We start from the raw sequence: 19,777 nt of genomic DNA on the forward strand, positions 1-19,777 counted from the left end.
ACGCGCGCGCCCGACGCGTCGACACGGCGTCGTGGAATGATGCGTTGCACGTCTGACAGCTGCATGTCTGCGGCATGTATTCGATGGTATTGGCGGTCACTCCGTGGCACTTGATCTGAGGCAAAGGATCGCCCCCCCGTTTTGCGTACGGTTGAACCCATGCAAACGATCAGGAGACCGTCATGTCCAGAGCAAACAGGTTCACCGTTTCGTGTCTGATCGGCGCCGCGCTCGCGATCACGTCCGGTCTGGCCGATGCCCAGCCGCGCCAACCGGCTGGCGATCCCGCCGTCGAGTGGCGCGGCATGATGTACGGCAGCCAGCTGATGACGCCTGCCGAGCGGAACGAATACCACACCCGCATGCTCGCCGCGAAATCGGATGCCGAGCGCGAGAAAATTCGCGCGCAGCACCACGCCGAGATGCAGAAGCGTGCGAAGGCGCGCGGCATCACGCTGCCTGATGCTCCCCCCATGAGGGGCATGCATCGGGGACAAGGCATGGGAATGGGCATGGGGCCGGGCTACATGCACGGTCAGCCTGACGGCCCTGCAAGCGGCGCTGCCGGCCAGTGATCGCGCGGTTCGGCGTGTTCGGTGACGAACGCGCCATTCCGGCCGCGATCGATCGCTCCCGTGACCTCCGGCCACGCATCGGGCTCGTGCAGCCTGATCGGTGACGTACATGATCGACTAGCGCCCGGCCGCACCGGCTTCATCGGCAGCCGGCCACGAAATGGCCACGCGCAGTCCGCCAAACGCGGGCGATCGATCCACCTGGATGTCGGCCTCGTGCGCCGCTGCGATTCGCCGCACGATCGACCAGCCGAGGCCGCTCCCGCCCGGCCGGGTGCCGGCCGGACGAAAGAAGCGTTCGCCCAGTCTGCGCAGATCGTCGTCGCCGATGCCCGGGCCGCTGTCTTCGACACGCAGCACGATGCGCTGGTCCCGTTGGCCGACCGAAACGGTGATGCGCGCGCGCGGCGGGCTGTAGCGGATCGCGTTGTCGACCAGATTGCGCACCATCGCCGCGAGCAAGGCTTCGTTGCCGCCGACAATGCATGGCGATGGCGCGTCGAGTTCCAGCTTCTGCTGTTTCCCGATCGACTGTGGCGCGGCCTCCGCGACCACGCCTTTCGCCAGGGCAGACACGTCGACCGGTGCGCGGTCCGCCAGTGCGCCCGCATCGAGACGGGACAGCAACAGCAGCTGGTCGACCAGACGTGCCGCGCGATCGCACCCTTCGAGAACACCCCGCAACGCATGGCGGCGTCGCTCGTCATCGTGCTCGGCCAATGCAACCTGCGCCTGTGCCTTGACGGCCGCGATCGGCGTGCGCAACTCGTGCGCGGCATCGGCCGTGAATCGGCGCTCCGCGTCCATCACGGCACGAATCCGCTCGAAGAGGCCGTTCAGCGCATCCAGCATCGGCCGCATCTCGAGCGGCGTCCGTTCCAGCCGGATCGTGTCGAGCGCCTGCGGATTCCGCTTCGCCAGCGCTCGCCCGAAATCGCGCAGCGGTGCCGTGCCGCGGCGAACCGCCCAGCCGATGGCCAGCACGAGCAATGGCAAGGCCGCCGCCATCGGCCAGAACGCGCTGCGCATGACGGCGCCCAGGATCGACTGGCGTGAATCGATTCGTTCGCCCACGAACACCTGAACATCGTCGCGTACGCCGTGCACGACGAATACCCGCCACGCATTCCCGTCGATTTCGACGGTCCAGAATCCGGAGGCCCGGTCGCGCCCGGTCAGCTCGGGTGCCACCATCGGCCTGGACGGCGCGTTTTCGGAATGCAGGCCGAGCCGGCCTTCATGAAACACCTGAAAGGCCACGCGGGGCCCGTATGGATGCAGGATCGGCGCGTCGATCGCGTTGTCGTCGTCATCCGTCCCGCGCGCCTGCTGCGCGACGAGCAGTGCCGCCGCCTGCGCGAGGTGGCCGTCGAGCAGCCGATCGATCTCGCGCCGCGCATCGAGCCAGGTCAGCATCAGCGTCGATAGCCAGACACCGAGGACCACGGCCGGCACGAGCGTCAGCAGCCGGCCATGCAGCGAGCGCGCGGGCAGCACGGCTTTCATGCAGCGTCCCGCATCAGCACGTAACCCACGCCGCGCACCGTCCGGATCAGCTCGCTGCCGAGCTTCGCACGCAAGCGATGAATGTGCACCTCGACGGCATTGCTCTCCACCTCCTGCCCCCAGCTGTACAGATATTGCTCGATCTGCTCGCGCGACAGGACCCGGCCGGCATTCAGCATCAGGATGTGCAGCAGGTCGAACTCGCGCGTGGACAGCGCGACGGCCACGCCGGCGCGGCGCGCGGTGCGCGACGCGGGCTCCAGCTCGACGTCCTGCGCCTGGAGCCGCTCCGTCGGCCGGCCGTGGGCGCGCCGGACCAGCGCTCTCAAACGCGCGCCGAGCTCGTACAGGTCGACGGGCTTGATCACGTAGTCGTCGGCGCCCACGTCGAGCGCCTTGATGCGGTCGGGCACGGCATCGCGCGCGGTCAGGATCAGGATCGGCAACGCAATGCCGTCGCGACGAATGCGCTGCAGGACATCCATGCCATCCACGAGCGGCAACCCGAGATCGAGGACCGCCGCGGCATGCGCATGCGCGCGCAGCTCGCGCTGGGCCGCGTCGCCGTCGCGCACCCAGTCGACCTGGAATCCTTGCTGGCGCAATCCGGCGCGGATCCCGTCGCCGAGCAGGACGTCGTCTTCCACGAGCAGGATGCGCACGATCGAGCACTCCGTCCGGGTCGTCAATCGTCGTCCCGGCCCGCCCCGTTCGCGGGGCGGCCAGTGTCCGTCACGACGGGCCGGTCCGTTTGAACGGGCTGCGGCGCCGCATGCCATTGCGTCCACCACCAGCCGATCGCCGCCGCCGTCATGACGACGGCAATCCCCCACCAGGCACGCCGGATGCCGTCGGTCGCCGCACCGCGCTTGTAACCGGTCACCATCGCGCCGGCCAGATTCTCCCGATGCGCGACGCTGCTGACGAGCACGGCGGCGACATGCACCGCAACGAGCGCGAGCATCACGTTCGCAGCGCCTTCATGAAGATCGCCGAACGATTCGCCGTTTCCGGTGTAGGCCGCCCAGCCGGTAACGCCGGTGACGACCGTCATCGCCAGCATGGCGACGATCGCGACCGCACCGGCCGGGTTGTGGCCGACATGGTGTTCCGGCTTGCCTTTCGCAAGGCTCAGCACGTAGCGGACAACGGCCGCCGGCGAACGTACGAACGACGTGAACCGCGCATGACGCGTGCCGGCCACGCCCCACACGACGCGAAACGCGACGAGCGCCAGCATCGTGTACCCGAACGCGACGTGCATGAGCCGCCACCGCTCGCTCTCGGCAGTCAGCCACGCGCCGGCAAAGGCAACGACCGTCAGCCAGTGGAATGCACGAAGCGGCGCGTCCCACACCAGTATCCGTGCGGGACGCGAGTGCGCCGGTTCACCGTGAGCCCGGGATGCGGACGAATCGTTCATCGAAATTTCCTTTGTCTGCTTGCGTATGACATGCGGCGCAATTCGACGGCCGCTTCACTGCGGGGCTGCGCCACACGGACGCGGGAACCTCGTCGTGCGTGGCGGCGAACCATGCCGATCGGGTAATCCGGTCTTCCGGCGGACGGCGAGCCGCGACGCCCGTTGCCGCGTGTGCCGTCAGCCAGCTTTCCAGTTGCCCGATGGTCGTCGGATCCAGCGTCGCATCGGTGCCGAAGTGGTGATCGAGACCGTTCAGAATGCGGCGCCACGACTCGGCGGGCAGCGCCCCGGGCGGATAGGCGACGTGGCAGGTCGCGCACTCCTGCTTGTACTTGGGGAGCAACGGAATCGCGAGGCCCCGCATTTCGTCCTCGGCCAGCGCCGCGCGCGGCAGCAGCGACATCAACAGCATCGTGAGCACGCTTGCCGCTACATATCGCGGCGGAACGATCCTGCGCGGGGAGGTTGTCGTGTCAACGTTGGTCATGATCGTTCGTCATCAAGGTTTCAAGGTCATGAGCCAGCTCAGGACATCCGCCTTCTCGGCTGCCGAGCATTCACGCCCGACGACGTCCTTGCAGTTTCGGCGGAACCATTTTTCGGTCCGCGCCTCGTCCGTGAACCGCGCGGGATTGAACGCGGGCGCCAGCGGCTCGATGGTCTTGCCGGTGACGACGTGCCGCCCCGGGCCGGTCGGCGGGCTTCCATGACAGCTCGCGCAACTCCAGTCGCGTCCATGCCGGGACGTGAAGAACTGCTGTCCCCGCGACGGCGAGGCGCTCGTGCCCGCCTGCGTCGTATAGCCGTCCAGCAGCCGGGCAGGCGTTTCGGCGCGCGCGCACGCAACGGCGGCAAACAGCATCGATACAGCAAGGCACGGGTAACGAAGCGTGCGAACGGAACGGGATATCCGCATCGTGTTTCTCCTGGGCGATGCGTTCATGTTCGGGCCGGTTCCTTACCGCATTCTTAAGGTCATGGTGTTCGGTGGTCAGAATCGCTGCGAACGGTCGAAAAACGATTCCCATTTCGCCAAACATCGGTGGAGAACGGGCCAGTCAGACAGATCGTCCGGTGTCATCTCGCCCTGTGCCGCCCTGTCGTTGCGCAGCCCGTGCACTGGTCTGCAACATCATGAAAATCGGGATCTTCCCGATAAATCCGGCTACGCAACAGATAAAGCGACCGCGGAAATGCCGTGGGGGAATCTCGTTGAACTTTTAATCAGGATCCCGCTGCGCGGTCATTCGTTCTTGACTCAAATCAAGCGATCAGCCGACGCAGAATCTAGTCTGGTCATCAATCGACCTCGAATTGCGAAGTCAGCGTAGCGCTGCCGATTCCCATGATGATCCATCCTCGAGCAAGCGGGTATATTGCGGCCGCTGCTTTTTCACTCCTTGCCGCTTCAATGTCCGACGCCGAAGAATTGGCGCGCATCCCTACGCATTCGCAGCGTTACGGCACCCACATCGGAATTTCCGCCTACGACGATCCGCTGCTCAAGGGAGTGACGTGCTTTATTTCCGGACCTCATACGGGGGGTGACCGGCGTGCCGCAGGTGTCACAACCTCGGTGTCCTGCCATCAAGTCGGAACGCTCTCGACCACGGCGCATGTGCCGCAACAAGCCCAGGTGTTTGACGAATCGATCGACCCGGTTTTCAGGTCGATACACATCTTTCGAATCCTGGATATGCGACGTCTCGTTGTGTTGTATTTCTCGTTCACCGAGAGCGATCTGGCGGGCGATCTGCCGGGGCATGTCGATGTCGTTCGGCTGCCCGTGGTTTCAGGAAAGAATGGTGCGGCAGGCGACTGAATCGCGCGCCTGGCTGCGGGACGTCCGACTGCTTGCCCAATCGTCGAAAAGCCCCGACCAAAGGGTTGATCTGTCGACGGCGGAAGCAACGAAGAGGCGGGCATTGCGTTGAGCCGGGTCGACGTTTTGAGACCGCGTCTAGCGCATCCGAATCGGCATGTTTTCCACAAGTGTGGTCGGTGGATACACGACGACGGTTTTTCCGTCCCGGAGGCCGTCGAGCACTTGAGCCGCCTCGGCATTGCGCCGTCCAACCTGAACGACCCGCCGTATCGCCCGCCCGTGTTCGACCTCGAACGCGCACCACTGCTCTCCACACCTGAACAATGCTCCGACCGGAACGTTCAGCACGTTCGCCCGCTCCCAGATAACGATCCGGCCCTGTACGCGATAGCCATCGCTCAAACGTCCGGGCACGGCACGCAGGTCGGCAACCACATGCACCCGTTGTTCTTCCACGCCGAGAGCCGAAATCTTCGTGAACGCACCCGGCTCGACAACACGGACCGTCGCGTCGATTGGCACGGTGCCCCCCCAATCTTCCACGGAAACGCGCATGCCCGGACTGATCTTTACCGCATCGGTCGATAGCACGTCGATGACGACTTCGTAGCGTGAAGGATCGGCTAGCAGCATGAGCGCTGTGCCCGCTGGTACGACACGCTCGCTCTTTTCGTCGACACGCAGCAACACCGCGTCGACCGGCGCGCGAACCTTGACGGGCTGCCCGGCCTCAAGTGCCTTGAGATTCGCCGTGGCGGCCCGAACTTCGGCGGCTGCGGACTTCTCGCGTGCGGACGCTGCATCGAGATCGCTCCTGCCTGTTGCCTCGATGGCGCGCAACTGCTCCATGCTTTGCCTCGAGATTGCGCCTGCATCGACCAGAGTCTGGCCTCGCTCGCGTTCCCGGCGCGCCTGCGCGAGATCGGCACGGGTATGCTCCACACGCGCCTGCGCCTCGCGCAGCGACGCCTCCGCGGCTTCCACGCGGGCGTGCTCTTCGGCGTTTTCACCGGGCGTCATCGGCACGGGCACGAGCACCGCGATCACGTCTCCGGCTTGTACACGATCTCCCTCGCGCAGCATCACGCGCAGCAAGCGGCCTGTGATCGGCGCCGTGGCCACGTAGCGATCATGCGCACGAATTTCGCCATCCTCGTCGATCGTGACCCGGAGCGGGCCCGTCGTCACCTTCGCCGTATCGACGGCCGTCGGTGCCGGCCAAAACGCATAGACGAGCGCGAGCGCGACAGCGAACGCTCCAGACGCGAAGAAGAGGAGCTGGCCCTTGCCGGCGCGCGTCATGATTCCCTCGCCTTGAGCACGGCGACGATGTCGAGACTGCCGATCTTCCGTGCCACCAGCCAACCCGACGCCGCCACAGCGCTCGCGGTCACCAGAAATGCCTGCGCGAATGTAGCAGGCCGCACCACGAGCGGCAGGCGATACAGATCCGTTGCAAGCCGATCCGCCAGGAACGCGCATACGGCATAGCCCAGCAACAGACCGGCGGGCGTCGCAATCACGGCGAGGAGGAACTGTTCACCAAGCAGTATCCATGCAATCTCCGTGCGCGTGAATCCGAGCACGCGCAGCGAGGCCAGCTGTTGCAGGCGCTCGGAATAGGCGATACGCATTCCGTTGAACGCGACACCGAATGCAATGACACAGGCGAACGTGAAATTGATGGAGGTCGAAAGCCGGACGCTTTCATTCATGATCTTGCGAAAGCTGTCGATCACCGACTGCCGGATGGCCACCGCGTTGACGGCGGGCATGCGCTTGAGCATGGCGTACAGACGATCGGCCGCGCGCGCGTCGATCTGCAGCCAGGCGCCGGACCAGTTGCCGCCTTCTCCGAGAAGACGCGCGAGTGCCTGCTGGTCCATATAGGCTCGAACGCCGACCAGTTCCCCGACGCGTCCCGCAAGCGTGACCTGCCGCGACTGGCGCTTGCCTTCCAGCACCTCCACGGTGACCCGGTCGCCCGCGTGCACGCCGAGGGTGTCGGCGAGTTGCGACGAAATCACGATGCCGTCCGGCGGCACGCGCAACGGCAGGCTCCGCTCATCGACCAGTCGATGCATCTGCGCTGTCGGCGCGATCCCGCTCAGCGACAAGCGGCGCGATCGATATCCGGCGGAGATCCGGACGGGAACGTCACGGAATGGCTCAACGCGCAGCACGCCTGGCAGGCTCTGGAGCGCATATATCGCTCGATGGGACAAAGGTTGTGCGAATGCGACGGTCACGTCCTGCCGTTCGATACGCTGAAACTGAACGTCGAACAGATAATCGATTGCGTCGAAAAAGAAGCCGCCCGTTACGAGAATCGCGCTTGCGCATGCCATCGCAACGCACGACAGCAGCGATTTGAGCGGTTGCCGCGTGATGTTGCGGGCGATCATCCGCCACGTTACGCCGAGATGACGATACAGCCCGAACCTTTCAAGCCATCCGGCCGCGAATGCGGGCGGCAGCGGCGCTCGCATTGCCTCCACGGGCATCAGCCCGGCGGCCTTCGCCACACCGGCGGCCGTCCCGACCAGCGCGGTGGCGAAACTCACGATGGCAGCGAGGATCGCGACATGCGCGTCGACATGGTATTCAAGTTGTGCGAATCGGTAGTACCGCGCGTACAGCGCGGTCAGCGACGAGCCCAACGCCAGACCGGCGGCATAACCAACGGCGGCCCCCGCCGCTGCTATCAGGCACGCGAACTGAAGGTAATGCAATGCGACGCGGGCGTTTCCGTATCCGAACGCTTTCATCAGACCGATCTGCGTGCGCTGGGTATCGACCACCCGGTTCAGGACGTTCTGAAGCAGAAACATGGTGACACAGAAGAAGATGGCCGGAACATAGGTGGCCGTGATACGGTTCTGCGCGATCTCGTCCGAGATGAACCGGTTCGAAACCTGATCTTCTCGCGTAATCGTCCCGAGTCCGCCGTAGGCGGCCAGTTCGCGATCGACCTGCGCAACGACCCGTGGCACGATCGCACCGCCATCGACCGAAAGCACCAGGTCGTTGAACGCACCGTCCATGCGGAAGGCGGCCGATACCGCTTCGGTACCCATCCAGAGCACACCGTAATGGCGATTGTCGGGAAAGATGGAGCCGGCTCCGGTCTCGTACACGTATTCCGGTGAAATCGCGATGCCGACGATCTGAAGTCGCTTCCAGCGTCCGTTCAGTACGGCACCGATGCGCTGCCCCGTGCGCAGGTGATTCGCGTCGGCGAACGCCGCGCTGATCAGCACTTCGTCGTCACGACCTGGCGTGACGTACCGGCCGCGCTGAACGTGCAGCAGATCGAGCGACGGCCCGCCCCGTTCGGGGACCGAGACGACATGGCCGGTAGCGGGTTCCGCGAGGCCCGGCACGTCGAGCGTCACATCGGCAACCACGCGCGCGTCGACTGCGGCAACTCCGGGCAATGCCGCGATGCGCGTCGCGACCGCGAGTGGCGCGCGTTTCAGGTGCACGAAAAGGTCGGCGAACCGGTGAGACGCATAGTAATCCTGCTGTGCCCGCAGCAGGACCAGGTATGTGCTGCGCATCGCGACGAACGACGCCACGCCGCATGCAACGACAAGGACTGCCGCCATCGCCTGGGCCCGCATGCGCCAAAGATCGCGCCACGACAGGCGTGTCAAGGTGCTCACCATGTGAGGTCCCGAGCATCCGAACGTCGCGCATTGCGATGTTCTTCGACGACCGTGCCGCCGCTCATGCGCACGACCCGACTCGCCATGTCCGCGATGACGGCGTTGTGGGTCACGACTATGGTGAGCGTGCCGAACTCGCGGTTGACCCGCTGCAGCACATCCAGTACGAGTCGCCCGGTGCGAAAATCCAGCGCCCCGGTCGGCTCGTCGCACAGCAGGACGTCCGGGCGCTTGGCAACCGCTCGGGCGATCGCGACACGTTGCTGCTCGCCGCCCGACATCTGCGAAGGAAAGTGCCCGGCCAGCGAGTCGATGCCGACCATTCGCAACGCATCATCGGGATCCAGCGGAGGACGCTCGGCGATATCGGTCACGAGCGCGACGTTCTCGCGAGCGGTCAAGCCAGGTATGAGGTTGTAGAACTGGAACACGAAACCGACATGCTCGCGCCTGAACCGGGTCAATTCGCGCTCGGTCGCGGTCGAGAGACGATGGTCGCGGTAATCGATGATGCCGCTCGTGGGTGTGTCGAGCCCGCCCATCAGATTGAGCAGAGTCGATTTGCCACTCCCCGATATGCCGAGCAGCACCACGAACTCGCCAGCCTCGAATCCGAGCGTGACGTCCTTCAGCGCATGGACGCTGACGCTTCCCATCGGATAGATCTTGCTGACTGTCTGAATGGAAAGGACGGTCTCCATTGCGCACTCAAGACGAACGATCAAGTGTGCAGACCACGTTAGCGATTCACCTGATTCGTCGATTGATCCGTGTCAACGACCGCCCCCACGAAAATCGCGTCTGCCCGCGCTCGTGCGCCGGGCATACAAGTGCCGGGGCAAACGAACGCCGTGTCACGGGAGCCGGAGCAACGCTGAACGTGATTCCTGGCGAAGACTCAATGGGGACGTGATGCTTTCCGTGCGGATGGGCAAAGATTTTCAGGCAATACGGTGCGGTCATCGGTCTTTTCCTGGTGCTCCGCTGACATGCTGCCGACGACGCGACTTATCGTCTGTTTTTACATCGACGGAAGCGTCAGCGGATAGACAAGGTGACTGATTACCTGTTTCACCCCCGGGACGGTCTAGGCGGCGACGCACACTGCTTTGCGCTCCTCCTCGCTGAAGATCACGCCCCAGAGATGCACCTGTCCGTTCTTGACGATGACCTGACCCCGAGATAGCGCCCAGCGTTGGCCAGACATCGCCTTCAGTATCGCCTCGCGTATCTCCACGTCGGCAGGTGGGACCGGCGACTGTTGGTTGTGCGTATCGCTGGCCAGCGCACGCACGAGATCGGCGCGGCTCACCAGACCCGTCACCTCGTCATCCTTGACGACCGGCACGCGCTTGATGCGGTACCGCTCCAGCAGATCCGCAACTTCAGACAGCGGAGTGTCCTCGTGGACAGTGACGACGTCGACACTCATCAGGTCCTTCACCTTCTGCGCATGCTCCCTTACGTACTCGCTGGCCAGCTCAGTGCTGGATGCAAGAAGCTCCAGCCACCAGGAGCGACGCCTGACACCGGTGCCGAGTTCGACGCGGCGCACAAGATCGCCTTCGCTGACGATACCGATCAGCCTGCCATCTGCATCCGTTACCGGAACCGCGCTGATCGCGTGCTCGGCGAGCAGCTTGGCGACCTCCTGCACGCTCATCTCCGGCGTCGCGGAAATGACCGAGGTTGTCATCACGTCACGTGCCCACATGAGGTTTCTCCTTCGACGCACTGGCGCTTCACCGGCTAGTCTGCGGCGGACGCTGCACGCGCTCAGCCAGCTCGACCAGCCTGCAAGATGAATGCTTCACCCAGAAACACCGGGCGAATTTGACCGATATCAAAGACGGGAGATCGTACACGGATGTCGCCATATGGCCATTCGAACAGTATCGTGTTCGGTCGGCATCTTCCGTGGCAACGTGGATCCGAATCCTGTGGTCCATCATCACCGCGGCGCGGTCGGGCCCGATTCGGCAACCGCGGCGCGTTGACGCACGTCAACGGAAAAGCGGGTGCGGCGACCAGAATGAATCACGTCCGACCCGACCGGATGGTGTCCGAATGAATGTCCCAGCGATCATCGCCAAAACACCTGCCGACCTGCGCGTCGTGCCGAATCTCGTCGACTACGACGGCGAACGGCACCGTTTCTCGTGGGAGGCTGCGGCGCGGGAACTCGCCATCGAACCGGGCGGCGGCATCAACATCGGATGGCAGGCAGTCGACCGTCATTGTGCCGGCCCCGGACGCGACAGGATTGCCCTGCGCTTCCTCGCACGGAATGCGCCATCCCGCGCAATCAGCTACGCCGAACTCGCGACGCTGACTGACCGCTTCTGCAATGTGCTGCGTGGCCTGGGTATCGGCAAGGGCGACCGCCTGTTCATCGTCGCCGGACGCATCCCCGAAATGTATGTCGGCGTGCTCGGCGCACTCAAGAACGGCACGGTCGTCTCCCCCCTCTTCTCCGCATTCGGGCCGGAGCCGATTGCCACACGCGTGAATCTCGGCGCGGGAACGGTGCTGCTCACGACCGATACGATCTTCGAACGCAAGATCGCCCCGTGGCGCGAACGCATGCCGGGGCTGAAGCACGTTCTGCTCGTCGCGGACGCACCCGGCACGGCGACGGCCGTTCCCGGCACCCATGACCTCGCATCGCTGATGGCCAGTGCGGCGGACACATGCCGCTACGAACCGACGTCCCCGGAAGACATGGCGCTGCTGCACTTCACGAGCGGCACCACGGGCACGCCGAAGGGCGCCGTCCACGTGCATGCGGCGGCGCTCACGCACTGGGTCACCGGACGGTATGCGCTGGACCTGCATGCGGACGACATCTACTGGTGCACCGCCGACCCCGGCTGGGTCACGGGTACCTCGTACGGGATCATCGCGCCGCTGCTCCATGGCGTGACCTCCATCGTCGACCGCGAGGAATTCGATGCGGAGCGCTGGTACGGCCTCCTCGAGGACGAGCACGTATCCGTGTGGTACACGGCGCCGACCGCCGTGCGCATGCTGATGCGAGCCGGCTCCGGGATCGCTTCGCAGCACGCGTTCCCGCACCTGCGTTTCATCGCCAGCGTCGGTGAGCCGTTGAACCCGGAAGCCGTCTGGTGGGGAAAGGCAGTGCTGGGGCTACCGATTCACGACAACTGGTGGCAAACGGAGACCGGCGGGATCATGATCGCGAATACACCCGCGTTCGACATCAAGCCCGGCTCGATGGGAAGGCCACTGCCGGGCGTGGATGCGGCGATCGTGCAGCGCGACGCCGGTGGCGGCGTGCAACTCGTCGACGAGCCGGGCATCGAGGGCGAACTCGCGCTCCGGCGCGGCTGGCCGTCCATGTTTCGCGGCTACCTGAACGAAGACGCACGCTATCGCAAATGCTTCGCCGGCGACTGGTATCTGACCGGTGATCTCGCGAGGCGGGACGCCGATGGCTACTACTGGTTCGTCGGGCGCGCCGACGACGTCATCAAGTCGGCCGGCCACCTGATCGGGCCGTTCGAGGTCGAAAGCGTGTTGATGGCGCATCCGGCGGTCGCGGAGGCGGCGGTGATCGGCAAGCCTGACCCGGTCGTCGGCGAATCGATCAAGGCATTTGTGGCGCTGAACCAGGGCCAATGCCCCGACGATGCACTCAGGATGGCGCTGCTCGCCCACGCGCGAAAGCGCCTGGGTGCGGCGGTCGCGCCCAAGGAAATCGTGTTCGTCGGCCAGCTTCCGCACACTCGCAGCGGCAAGATCATGCGGCGCCTGCTCAAGGCCCGCGAGTTGGGGATGGTGGAAGGCGACACATCGACACTCGAGAGCGGCGCATGACTCCCGTCGACCACCCGCCTCCGCCTCCGCCGTCAGGGCCCGTGCCGTATCCAGCGGATCTGGCGCTCGCGCTGTTGCGCGACATGTTGCGCGTGCGCCGCCTCGAAGAGAAATGTGCCGAACTCTACGGCGCGGGAAAGATACGCGGCTTTCTTCATCTGTATATCGGCGAGGAAGCCTCCGGCATCGGCGCCCTGCATGCGCTGACACCCGACGACAACGTCGTCGCGACCTACCGCGAGCATGCGCATGCGCTGGTTCGCGGCATGGACATGGGCGTGCTGATGGCCGAAATGTATGGCAAGCGCGAAGGCTGCGCTCGCGGGCGCGGCGGCTCGATGCACCTGTTCGACCGAAGCAGCCGGCTGTTCGGCGGAAACGCGATCGTTGGTGGCGGTCTGCCGCTGGCGGTCGGTCTCGCGCTCGCCGAAAAGATGCAGTCGAGCACGCGCGTCACCGCATGTTTCTTCGGTGACGGCGCGGTTGCCGAAGGGGCATTTCACGAGTCGATGAATCTCGCGGCGCTCTGGCGGCTTCCGGTGCTGTTCTGCTGCGAAAACAACCTGTATGCGATGGGCACTGCCGTCGAGCGCCACGAATCCCAGACGGACCTGTGCACGAAAGCTGCCGCCTATGACATGCGGGCGAACTCGACCGACGGTATGGATATCGTGGCCGTACACGACGCGGCGAAGGATGCGGTCGCCTATGTGCGAAGCGGCGCCGGCCCGATGTTCCTGGAACTGCGGACGTATCGTTTCCGCGCGCATTCGATGTACGACGCCGAACTCTACCGGCAGAAGGCAGAGGTCGACGCATGGAAAACCCGCGGCCCGATCCACACGTTCACCGCGCGCCTCAAGGCCGAAGGCAAACTCACGGAGGACGCGTTCGTCGCGCTCGATGCCGATGTCGAAGCCGAAGTCGCCCGCGCGGTCGCGTTTGCCGATGCCGCCGCATGGGAGCCCGTCGAAGCGCTCGCAGAGGACGTCTACACGACGGCGGGAGGCCCGCGATGAGCCGCCGTCTCACTTATCGCGAAGCGCTGCGCGAGGCACTGCGCGAGGCGCTGTCGAACGATTCACGCGTGTTCCTGATGGGCGAGGACGTCGGATGCTACGGCGGCACCTATGCAGTGTCGGCCGGGTTGCTCGACGCGTTCGGGCCCGAGCGCATCCGCGACACGCCACTGTCGGAACTCGCGTTCACGGGGGCCGGCATCGGCGCTGCGCTGGGCGGCATGCGGCCGATCGTCGAGATCATGACGGTGAACTTCAGCCTGCTTGCGCTCGACCAGATCGTCAATACCGCAGCGCTCTACCACCACATGTCCGGCGGGCAATTCTCGGTGCCGCTGGTCGTCCGAATGGCGACGGGCGCCGGCCGCCAGGTCGCCGCGCAGCACTCGCACAGTTTCGAAGGCTGGTACGCGGGCATCCCGGGCATCAAGGTGCTCGCGCCGGCGACCGTCGAGGATGCGCGCCACATGCTGGCGCCGGCATTGGCCGATCCGGACCCGGTGCTGATCTTCGAACACGCGGGCCTCTACAACATGGAAGGAGACCTGCCGGACCTCGACGGTGTCGACATTCGCACCGCGAAAGTGCGCCGCGCGGGCAAGGACGTCGCCATCCTCGCGTACGGCGGCTCGCTGCCGAAGGCGCTCGATGCTGCCGAGACGCTCGCCGCCGCCGGCATCTCCGCCGAAGTGATCGACCTGCGCGTACTGCGGCCGCTCGACGACGCGACGATCATCGCGTCGGTAGCGAAGTGCCGGCGCGTGGTCGTCGTCGACGAATGCTGGCGCAGCGCCAGCGTCGCCGCGGAGATCATCGCGCGCATCGTCGAGCAGGCGTTCTATGAGCTCGATGCACCGCCGGCACGCGTGTGCGCCGAAGATGTGCCGATTCCTTACGCCCGGCACATGGAAGACGCGGCATTACCCCAAGTCGACAAGATCGTCACCGCGGTGAAACAATTGTTTTCGTGATTGCTGACAAACTCCGAAGGGGGACGCATGATCGAATTCACGTTGCCTTCCATGGGAGCGGACATGGACGAGGGGACGCTCCTCGAATGGAAGGTCAAGCCTGGCGACGTGGTCAAGAAAGGCCAGGTTGTCGCGATCGTCGACACGAGCAAGGCGGCCGTGGATGTCGAGAGCTGGCACGAGGGAACGGTCGACGAATTGTTCGTGAACCCGGGCGAACGGATCCCCGTCGGCACACCGATGGCCACGCTGCTCGAGCCCGGAGAAGCACCGCCGGCGGCGCGGCATACGCGCCAACCGGCGGCACCCGCCGCGGCCACCGGCGCGGCACCTCGCCGCAAGATCTCGCCGGCCGCGCGCAAGCTGGCGCAGCAGCACCGGGTCGATCCCGACAGTGTCACGGGCACCGGCCCGGCGGGCTCGGTGACGCTTGCCGACGTCGAACGGACGATCGCGGCGGCGGGTTCGCCCGCGCCCGGCACGCCCGGCGAGCGCTTTCCGGAAATGAGACGGGTGATCGCGGCCGCGATGGAGCGTTCGAAGCGCGAGATTCCGCACTACTACGTGTCCGAGACGATTCCGCTGGGAAAGGCGCTGGCATGGCTCGCGGCCGAGAACGCGATGCGTTCCGTGACCGACAGGCTGCTTCCGGCAGCGCTCCTGCTCAAGGCGGTCGCGCTCACGCTGCGTCGATTTCCGGAGCTGAACGGGTTCCATCGGGAGGGCGTCTTCCAGCCGGCCGGCGCCGTGCATCTCGGCGTGGCAATCTCGCTGCGCCAGGGCGGGCTGGTGGCGCCCGCGTTGCTCGATGCGGATGCCAAGCCCCTGAACCAACTGATGCGCGAACTGCTCGACCTGACGCAGCGATGTCGCGCGGGCTCGCTGCGGAGTTCGGAGTTGTCGGAATCGACGATTACCGTGACGAATCTCGGCGATCGCGGTGCCGCCGAGGTGTTCGGCATCATCTATCCTCCCCAGGTCGCGCTCGTCGGGTTCGGGCGAATCATTGAGCGGCCGTGGGCCGAAGACGGCGGGCTGAAGATCATGCCGGTGACGACCGCCAGCCTCTCGGCAGACCACCGCGTATCCGACGGCCATCGCGGCGCGCTGTTCCTGGTTGAACTGGGTGAATTGCTGCAGCACCCCGAGGAGTTGAACCGATGAACAATGCAGACATCCTTTCGGTCGTACTGGAAACCCTTGCATCCGTCGCGCCGGAACTCGATCCGTCGACGCTGCGCGCGGATCGTCCGTTGCGCAGTCAAGTCGATCTCGATTCGATGGACTGGCTCAATGTTCTGACTGGCCTTCATGCGCGGCTGAAGGTGGAGATCCCGGAGCGCGACTACGGTCGTCTGGTTACGCTCGACGATATCGTCGGCTATCTCGCGGCCGCAGACGCTCATCGACCGGTGTCTTGACGCCGGTCCATCGCGCAAGCGAGCGATTGCGCCGGCGTCGGAGCGTGTGCCACTCCGTCGCGCGACGGCGCGCGGTCTCGCGCGCCGGTGCCCGAGAGCAGTGCCGTCCATTGCCCCGCTCGCTCGCCCGCGCTTGCTTCAACGCGCCGCAGTCGTCGCGACCGCTTCCGCCAGCCTGCGCGCGGCCTGTTCGGCAAATGCCGTCAAAATCGGGCTGGCATCGCCATGCAACGTTTCGCGCGGCGTCACGCGACATTCGGCGAGCGGCGACTTGCGTGCCAGCGTCCGCATTTGCGTGAGTGCGGAGTCCGCACCACGTTGCGCGAAGCTGCAAAAGAATGCGACACGCGGCAGGCGTCGCTGATTCGCGACGAGATACGCCCGCACCGGCGACGATACGCAGCCTGCCCAGACCGGGGAGCCGATCACCACGAGATCGTACGTGGACGGGTCGCGCTTCGCCGCGACGATCTCCGCCGGCTTCTGGTTGATTGCTTCGACGAGCGAACGCAGATAGCCGAACGGGCCGGCACGATCGCGCGTGACGACGATTTCCTCGACGTCGGCGTCGAGCATCTCGGCCAGCGCCGATGCGGCCCGGCGGGTCGTGCCGGTGCGCGAATAGAACACGACGAGAACCTTGCCGGCATACATGACGACCTCCCTCATGCACGCTGGTCGGGCGGCGCGTGCGTCCGTTGAATTCATTCGCCACGAAGCGCGGGCGATCCGGAGAAAATCGGTCCGGGTGTGTGCCGATTGCACGCGACGGTGCAACGACTGGCTCAAGTGCGGCGTCGCCGATATCCCGGTTATCGGCTCTCCATGCATGGCGCATGCAGGACCGCCTTTCGTCGACCGCCCGAATGTCGGTGTGTCACGACATGATCCAGCGATCGAGAAGCAAACGGAAAGCATGTGCACCGGCATCCGCCGGCATGCGTCGGCGGATGCCCCCACCAGTTTCAGCCTGCCTTGACCTCGATCTTCTTCTCGGCCTTGCGAGCTTCCTGCGTCTTCGGCAGCGTGACCGTCAGAACGCCTTTCTGGAACGACGCCTCGATCTTGTTTCTGTCGACCCCGTCGGGCATGCGAAAGTAGCGCTCGAACGAGCCGAAGCGGCGCTCGTGGACGTAATAGTCCTTGTGCTGCTCCTCCTTTTCTTCCTGCTTTTCGCCGCGGATCGACAAGCCGCCGTTCGCGAGCTTGACTTCGATGTCCTTCTCGTCCAGCCCGGGCAATTCAGCTGTGATTTCGTATGACTTGTCGGTTTCCGCGAAGTCGACCGCGGGCTCTGCGCTCCATTCGTGATCGCGGCGCCAGAATGGCTGGAGGTTGAAAATCGGTCGCCGCACCGACGGCATGCCCGCGCTGCGATTGAAATCGTCGAAGAGACGGTCCATCTCATGGCGCAGCGTTTCGATCGGATGCCAGTACGGCGCCCCCATCGGCGCATGCTCCGCACTCTCCTGCGGCTTGTTGACCGGCAGTTTCGTGGACGATTCTTTCATGTCGTGCCTCCTTCTCGTCAGTGATGCGTTTATTCTCGATTGGCGATGACCGCGGCAATTGACGGAGATCAACGCTCAGGATGGGGACACCGAAGGCTCCTGGGCGAGCACATGGCGGTGCGAAACGCGTGGCGCTCGTTGACCCAGGTCAATCGGCACGACGCGCCGGCAGGTGGAATATGCGTATCGGTCGCCGGCCCCGAGGCGCATCGTGCCCGGCTTCGTCGCACAGGAGGTGTATCGTGCCCGCAAAATCGCTTGTCTTTCATCAGGATGCTCGCCAACGACTGCTCAAAGGCGTCAACGCGATGGCCGAGGCAGTCAAGCTCACGCTCGGCCCGGGCGGGCGCAACGTGATCGTCGAGCGGGCCGGCACGGCGCCGCTGGTCGCGAACTCTGGCGTCGTCGTCGCCAGCGCTGTGGACTTGCCCGACCCGTTCGAGGAAATGGGCGCACGGTTGTTGCGCGAAGTGGCGACCCGCACCAGCGAAGTCGCCGGCGACGGCACGACCACTGCCACCACCCTGGCACAGGCCATCGTTGCGGAAGGCATCAAGTGCGTCACTGCCGGGCACGATCCGATGGCGCTCAAGCGCGCGATCGAAGCGGCCGGCCGCGACGTGGTCGCCGAACTGCACCGCGTGTCGAAACCGTGCGCCAGCGCGGACGAAATGCGCCAGATCGCGACGATTTCCGCCAGCGGCGACAGCACGATCGGCGCGCTCGTCGCACAGGCCGTCGAGCGTGTGGGCAGGGACGGCGCGATCAGCATCGAGGACGGCACGAAGCTCGACGACGAACTCGAGACGGTGGACGGCTCGCTGATCGATCGCGGCTATCTGTCGCCACTGTTCGTCGATTCGGACAATCATCGCATCGTCCTTGACGAGCCGCGCATCCTGCTCTGCGACATGAACATCAGCGCGATCGCACAGCTGCTGCCGGTACTCGAGGCGCTCAGCAGCACCGGCAAGCCGCTTCTCGTCGTCGCGAACGAAGTGGAAGGCGAAGCGCTGGCGACCCTTGTCGTCAACCACCTGCGCGGCACGCTGAAATCGTGCGCGATCCGCTCGCCCGGATTCGGCGAGGCGCGTACCGAGCAGCTCGCCGACCTCGCCGCGCTGACTGGCGCAACGGTCATTTCCGTTCAGGCCGGACGAACACTCGAGCGCACGACGCTGGACGATCTCGGTGCCGCGCGGCGCGTGGAGATCACGCGCGAGACGACGACCGTCATCGCCGGGCGAGGCGAACGCCAGCACATCGACGACCGCGTCCAGGCGCTGCGTACGCGTATCGCGGCGACACCGGCCGGATACGAGCGCGACGCACTCACGCGCCGGTTGACGAAACTCGCGGGCGGCGTCGCGGTGATTCGCGTCGGCGCCGCGACGGAAACCGCGCTGCGCGAGCGCAAGAATCGCTTCGAGGACGCCTTGCATGCGACGCGCGCCGCGATGGAGGAAGGCATTGTGCCGGGCGGTGGCGTCGCACTGCTGCGTGCACGGCGCGCGCTCGAAGGCAATCGCACGGACTTGACGGACGCGCAGCGCACCGGCGCGCGAATCGTGCACGACGCGCTGGCATCCCCGCTGCGTCAGATCGCCGAAAACGCCGGAGCGGACGCGCAGGCCGTCGTACACGCAGTCGATGCCGCGACCGGACCGTTCGGCTATGACGCGGCAACGGCGACATATGGGGACATGATTGCTGCCGGAATCGTCGACCCGGTCAAGGTCGCGCGTTCGGCGCTACAGAACGCGATCTCGGTCGCGTCGCTGCTGCTCACGACCGATTGCATGATCGCGCATCGCCCACGCACGGCCGCATCACCGGGCGTCGCGGAATCGGGAAACTGGGGCGACGAACTCGGCTGATCCATCAGTGTGCCGCCGGTGGCTCTTGTACGACTTGCCAGCGGGGATACGCGGAATTCATGTCGGCCACGGAGCGGCCGGTGCCACAGTTGCCCCAGGGCAGCCATTCTCGCCCCGGATGCCGGATCCCGGGGCGGTTCCCGT

At 65.3% G+C, this 19,777-nt stretch carries 20 protein-coding genes; 9 read left to right on the plus strand and 11 right to left on the minus strand.

Annotation, left to right across the window (positions count from 1 at the left end; all coding sequences use genetic code 11):
• Positions 1 to 182 precede the first annotated feature (182 nt).
• Entirely contained in the window at positions 183 to 575 is a 393-nt protein-coding gene (locus WS49_RS30830; protein ID WP_059536451.1) for a hypothetical protein, read from the plus strand.
• 117 nt (positions 576 to 692) lie between these two features.
• On the opposite strand, the gene WS49_RS30835 is transcribed toward WS49_RS30830, so the two are convergent.
• From WS49_RS30835 to WS49_RS30855, 5 genes are all read right to left on the minus strand, one after another.
• The gene (locus WS49_RS30835) at positions 693 to 2,081 is read right to left on the minus strand and encodes an ATP-binding protein (RefSeq protein ID WP_059536454.1); all 1,389 of its coding nucleotides are present in this window, start codon (positions 2,079 to 2,081) and stop codon (positions 693 to 695) included.
• Positions 2,078 to 2,743 (minus strand): response regulator, encoded by a 666-nt coding sequence (locus WS49_RS30840; RefSeq protein ID WP_059536458.1) that lies wholly within the window; start codon positions 2,741 to 2,743, stop codon positions 2,078 to 2,080. The genes WS49_RS30835 and WS49_RS30840 overlap by 4 nt, the downstream gene beginning before the upstream one ends.
• Positions 2,744 to 2,766: 23 nt before the next feature.
• A complete protein-coding gene (locus WS49_RS30845; RefSeq protein WP_059536461.1) occupies positions 2,767 to 3,504 on the minus strand; it encodes a cytochrome b/b6 domain-containing protein in 738 nt (245 codons plus the stop codon).
• Positions 3,470 to 3,916, minus strand: coding sequence for a diheme cytochrome c (locus WS49_RS30850; RefSeq protein WP_257127635.1), 447 nt, complete (start codon positions 3,914 to 3,916; stop codon positions 3,470 to 3,472). Before WS49_RS30850 ends, WS49_RS30845 begins: the two co-directional genes overlap by 35 nt.
• A gap of 87 nt (positions 3,917 to 4,003) precedes the next feature.
• Positions 4,004 to 4,420, minus strand: a complete 417-nt coding sequence (locus WS49_RS30855; RefSeq protein ID WP_059536466.1) for a DUF1924 domain-containing protein — start codon at positions 4,418 to 4,420, stop codon at positions 4,004 to 4,006.
• A 1-nt stretch (position 4,421) separates the two neighbouring features.
• Here WS49_RS30855 and WS49_RS35440 point away from each other — a divergent pair, with 1 nt between their 5' ends.
• Positions 4,422 to 4,835 carry a hypothetical protein gene (locus WS49_RS35440; protein ID WP_156441479.1) on the plus strand — a complete coding sequence of 138 codons (414 nt, stop codon included), beginning with the start codon at positions 4,422 to 4,424 and terminating at the stop codon, positions 4,833 to 4,835.
• Positions 4,836 to 4,852: 17 nt separating this feature from the next.
• The gene (locus WS49_RS30860; RefSeq protein ID WP_059537358.1) at positions 4,853 to 5,326 is read left to right on the plus strand and encodes a CreA family protein; all 474 of its coding nucleotides are present in this window, start codon (positions 4,853 to 4,855) and stop codon (positions 5,324 to 5,326) included.
• A gap of 138 nt (positions 5,327 to 5,464) precedes the next feature.
• Here WS49_RS30860 and WS49_RS30865 read toward each other — a convergent pair whose 3' ends face one another.
• From WS49_RS30865 to WS49_RS30880, 4 genes are all read right to left on the minus strand, one after another.
• Positions 5,465 to 6,631 carry an efflux RND transporter periplasmic adaptor subunit gene (locus WS49_RS30865; protein ID WP_059536468.1) on the minus strand — a complete coding sequence of 389 codons (1,167 nt, stop codon included), beginning with the start codon at positions 6,629 to 6,631 and terminating at the stop codon, positions 5,465 to 5,467.
• Positions 6,628 to 8,997, minus strand: a complete 2,370-nt coding sequence (locus WS49_RS30870) for an ABC transporter permease (RefSeq protein ID WP_059536471.1) — start codon at positions 8,995 to 8,997, stop codon at positions 6,628 to 6,630. The genes WS49_RS30865 and WS49_RS30870 overlap by 4 nt, the downstream gene beginning before the upstream one ends.
• A complete protein-coding gene (locus WS49_RS30875; protein ID WP_059536474.1) occupies positions 8,991 to 9,698 on the minus strand; it encodes an ABC transporter ATP-binding protein in 708 nt (235 codons plus the stop codon). Before WS49_RS30875 ends, WS49_RS30870 begins: the two co-directional genes overlap by 7 nt.
• A 386-nt stretch (positions 9,699 to 10,084) precedes the next feature.
• Complete coding sequence (locus WS49_RS30880; RefSeq protein WP_059536477.1) at positions 10,085 to 10,711, minus strand: CBS domain-containing protein; 627 nt, start codon at positions 10,709 to 10,711, stop codon at positions 10,085 to 10,087.
• Between the two features lie 353 nt (positions 10,712 to 11,064).
• On the opposite strand from WS49_RS30880, the gene acsA reads away from it, so the two are divergent.
• From acsA to WS49_RS30905, 5 genes are all read left to right on the plus strand, one after another.
• Positions 11,065 to 12,834 (plus strand): acetate--CoA ligase, encoded by a 1,770-nt coding sequence (acsA, locus tag WS49_RS30885; protein WP_059536481.1) that lies wholly within the window; start codon positions 11,065 to 11,067, stop codon positions 12,832 to 12,834.
• A gap of 83 nt (positions 12,835 to 12,917) precedes the next feature.
• Positions 12,918 to 13,853, plus strand: coding sequence for a pyruvate dehydrogenase (acetyl-transferring) E1 component subunit alpha (pdhA, locus tag WS49_RS30890; protein WP_257127637.1), 936 nt, complete (start codon positions 12,918 to 12,920; stop codon positions 13,851 to 13,853).
• Complete coding sequence (locus WS49_RS30895; RefSeq protein ID WP_059536491.1) at positions 13,850 to 14,824, plus strand: alpha-ketoacid dehydrogenase subunit beta; 975 nt, start codon at positions 13,850 to 13,852, stop codon at positions 14,822 to 14,824. Before pdhA ends, WS49_RS30895 begins: the two co-directional genes overlap by 4 nt.
• Positions 14,825 to 14,851: 27 nt before the next feature.
• Complete coding sequence (locus WS49_RS30900; protein ID WP_059536495.1) at positions 14,852 to 15,988, plus strand: dihydrolipoamide acetyltransferase family protein; 1,137 nt, start codon at positions 14,852 to 14,854, stop codon at positions 15,986 to 15,988.
• Complete coding sequence (locus tag WS49_RS30905) at positions 15,985 to 16,245, plus strand: acyl carrier protein (RefSeq protein ID WP_059536499.1); 261 nt, start codon at positions 15,985 to 15,987, stop codon at positions 16,243 to 16,245. Before WS49_RS30900 ends, WS49_RS30905 begins: the two co-directional genes overlap by 4 nt.
• Positions 16,246 to 16,383: 138 nt before the next feature.
• On the opposite strand, the gene WS49_RS30910 is transcribed toward WS49_RS30905, so the two are convergent.
• Complete coding sequence (locus tag WS49_RS30910; protein WP_257127619.1) at positions 16,384 to 17,163, minus strand: flavodoxin family protein; 780 nt, start codon at positions 17,161 to 17,163, stop codon at positions 16,384 to 16,386.
• Positions 17,164 to 17,210: 47 nt separating this feature from the next.
• Positions 17,211 to 17,756, minus strand: a complete 546-nt coding sequence (locus WS49_RS30915; protein WP_059536503.1) for an Hsp20/alpha crystallin family protein — start codon at positions 17,754 to 17,756, stop codon at positions 17,211 to 17,213.
• 242 nt (positions 17,757 to 17,998) lie between these two features.
• Here WS49_RS30915 and groL point away from each other — a divergent pair, with 242 nt between their 5' ends.
• A complete protein-coding gene (gene groL / locus WS49_RS30920) occupies positions 17,999 to 19,633 on the plus strand; it encodes a chaperonin GroEL (protein WP_059536513.1) in 1,635 nt (544 codons plus the stop codon).
• Positions 19,634 to 19,777 lie beyond the last annotated feature (144 nt).

The sequence above is a fragment of the Burkholderia sp. RF7-non_BP4 genome, from assembly GCF_001521935.1.
Lineage (GTDB): Bacteria > Pseudomonadota > Gammaproteobacteria > Burkholderiales > Burkholderiaceae > Burkholderia > Burkholderia diffusa.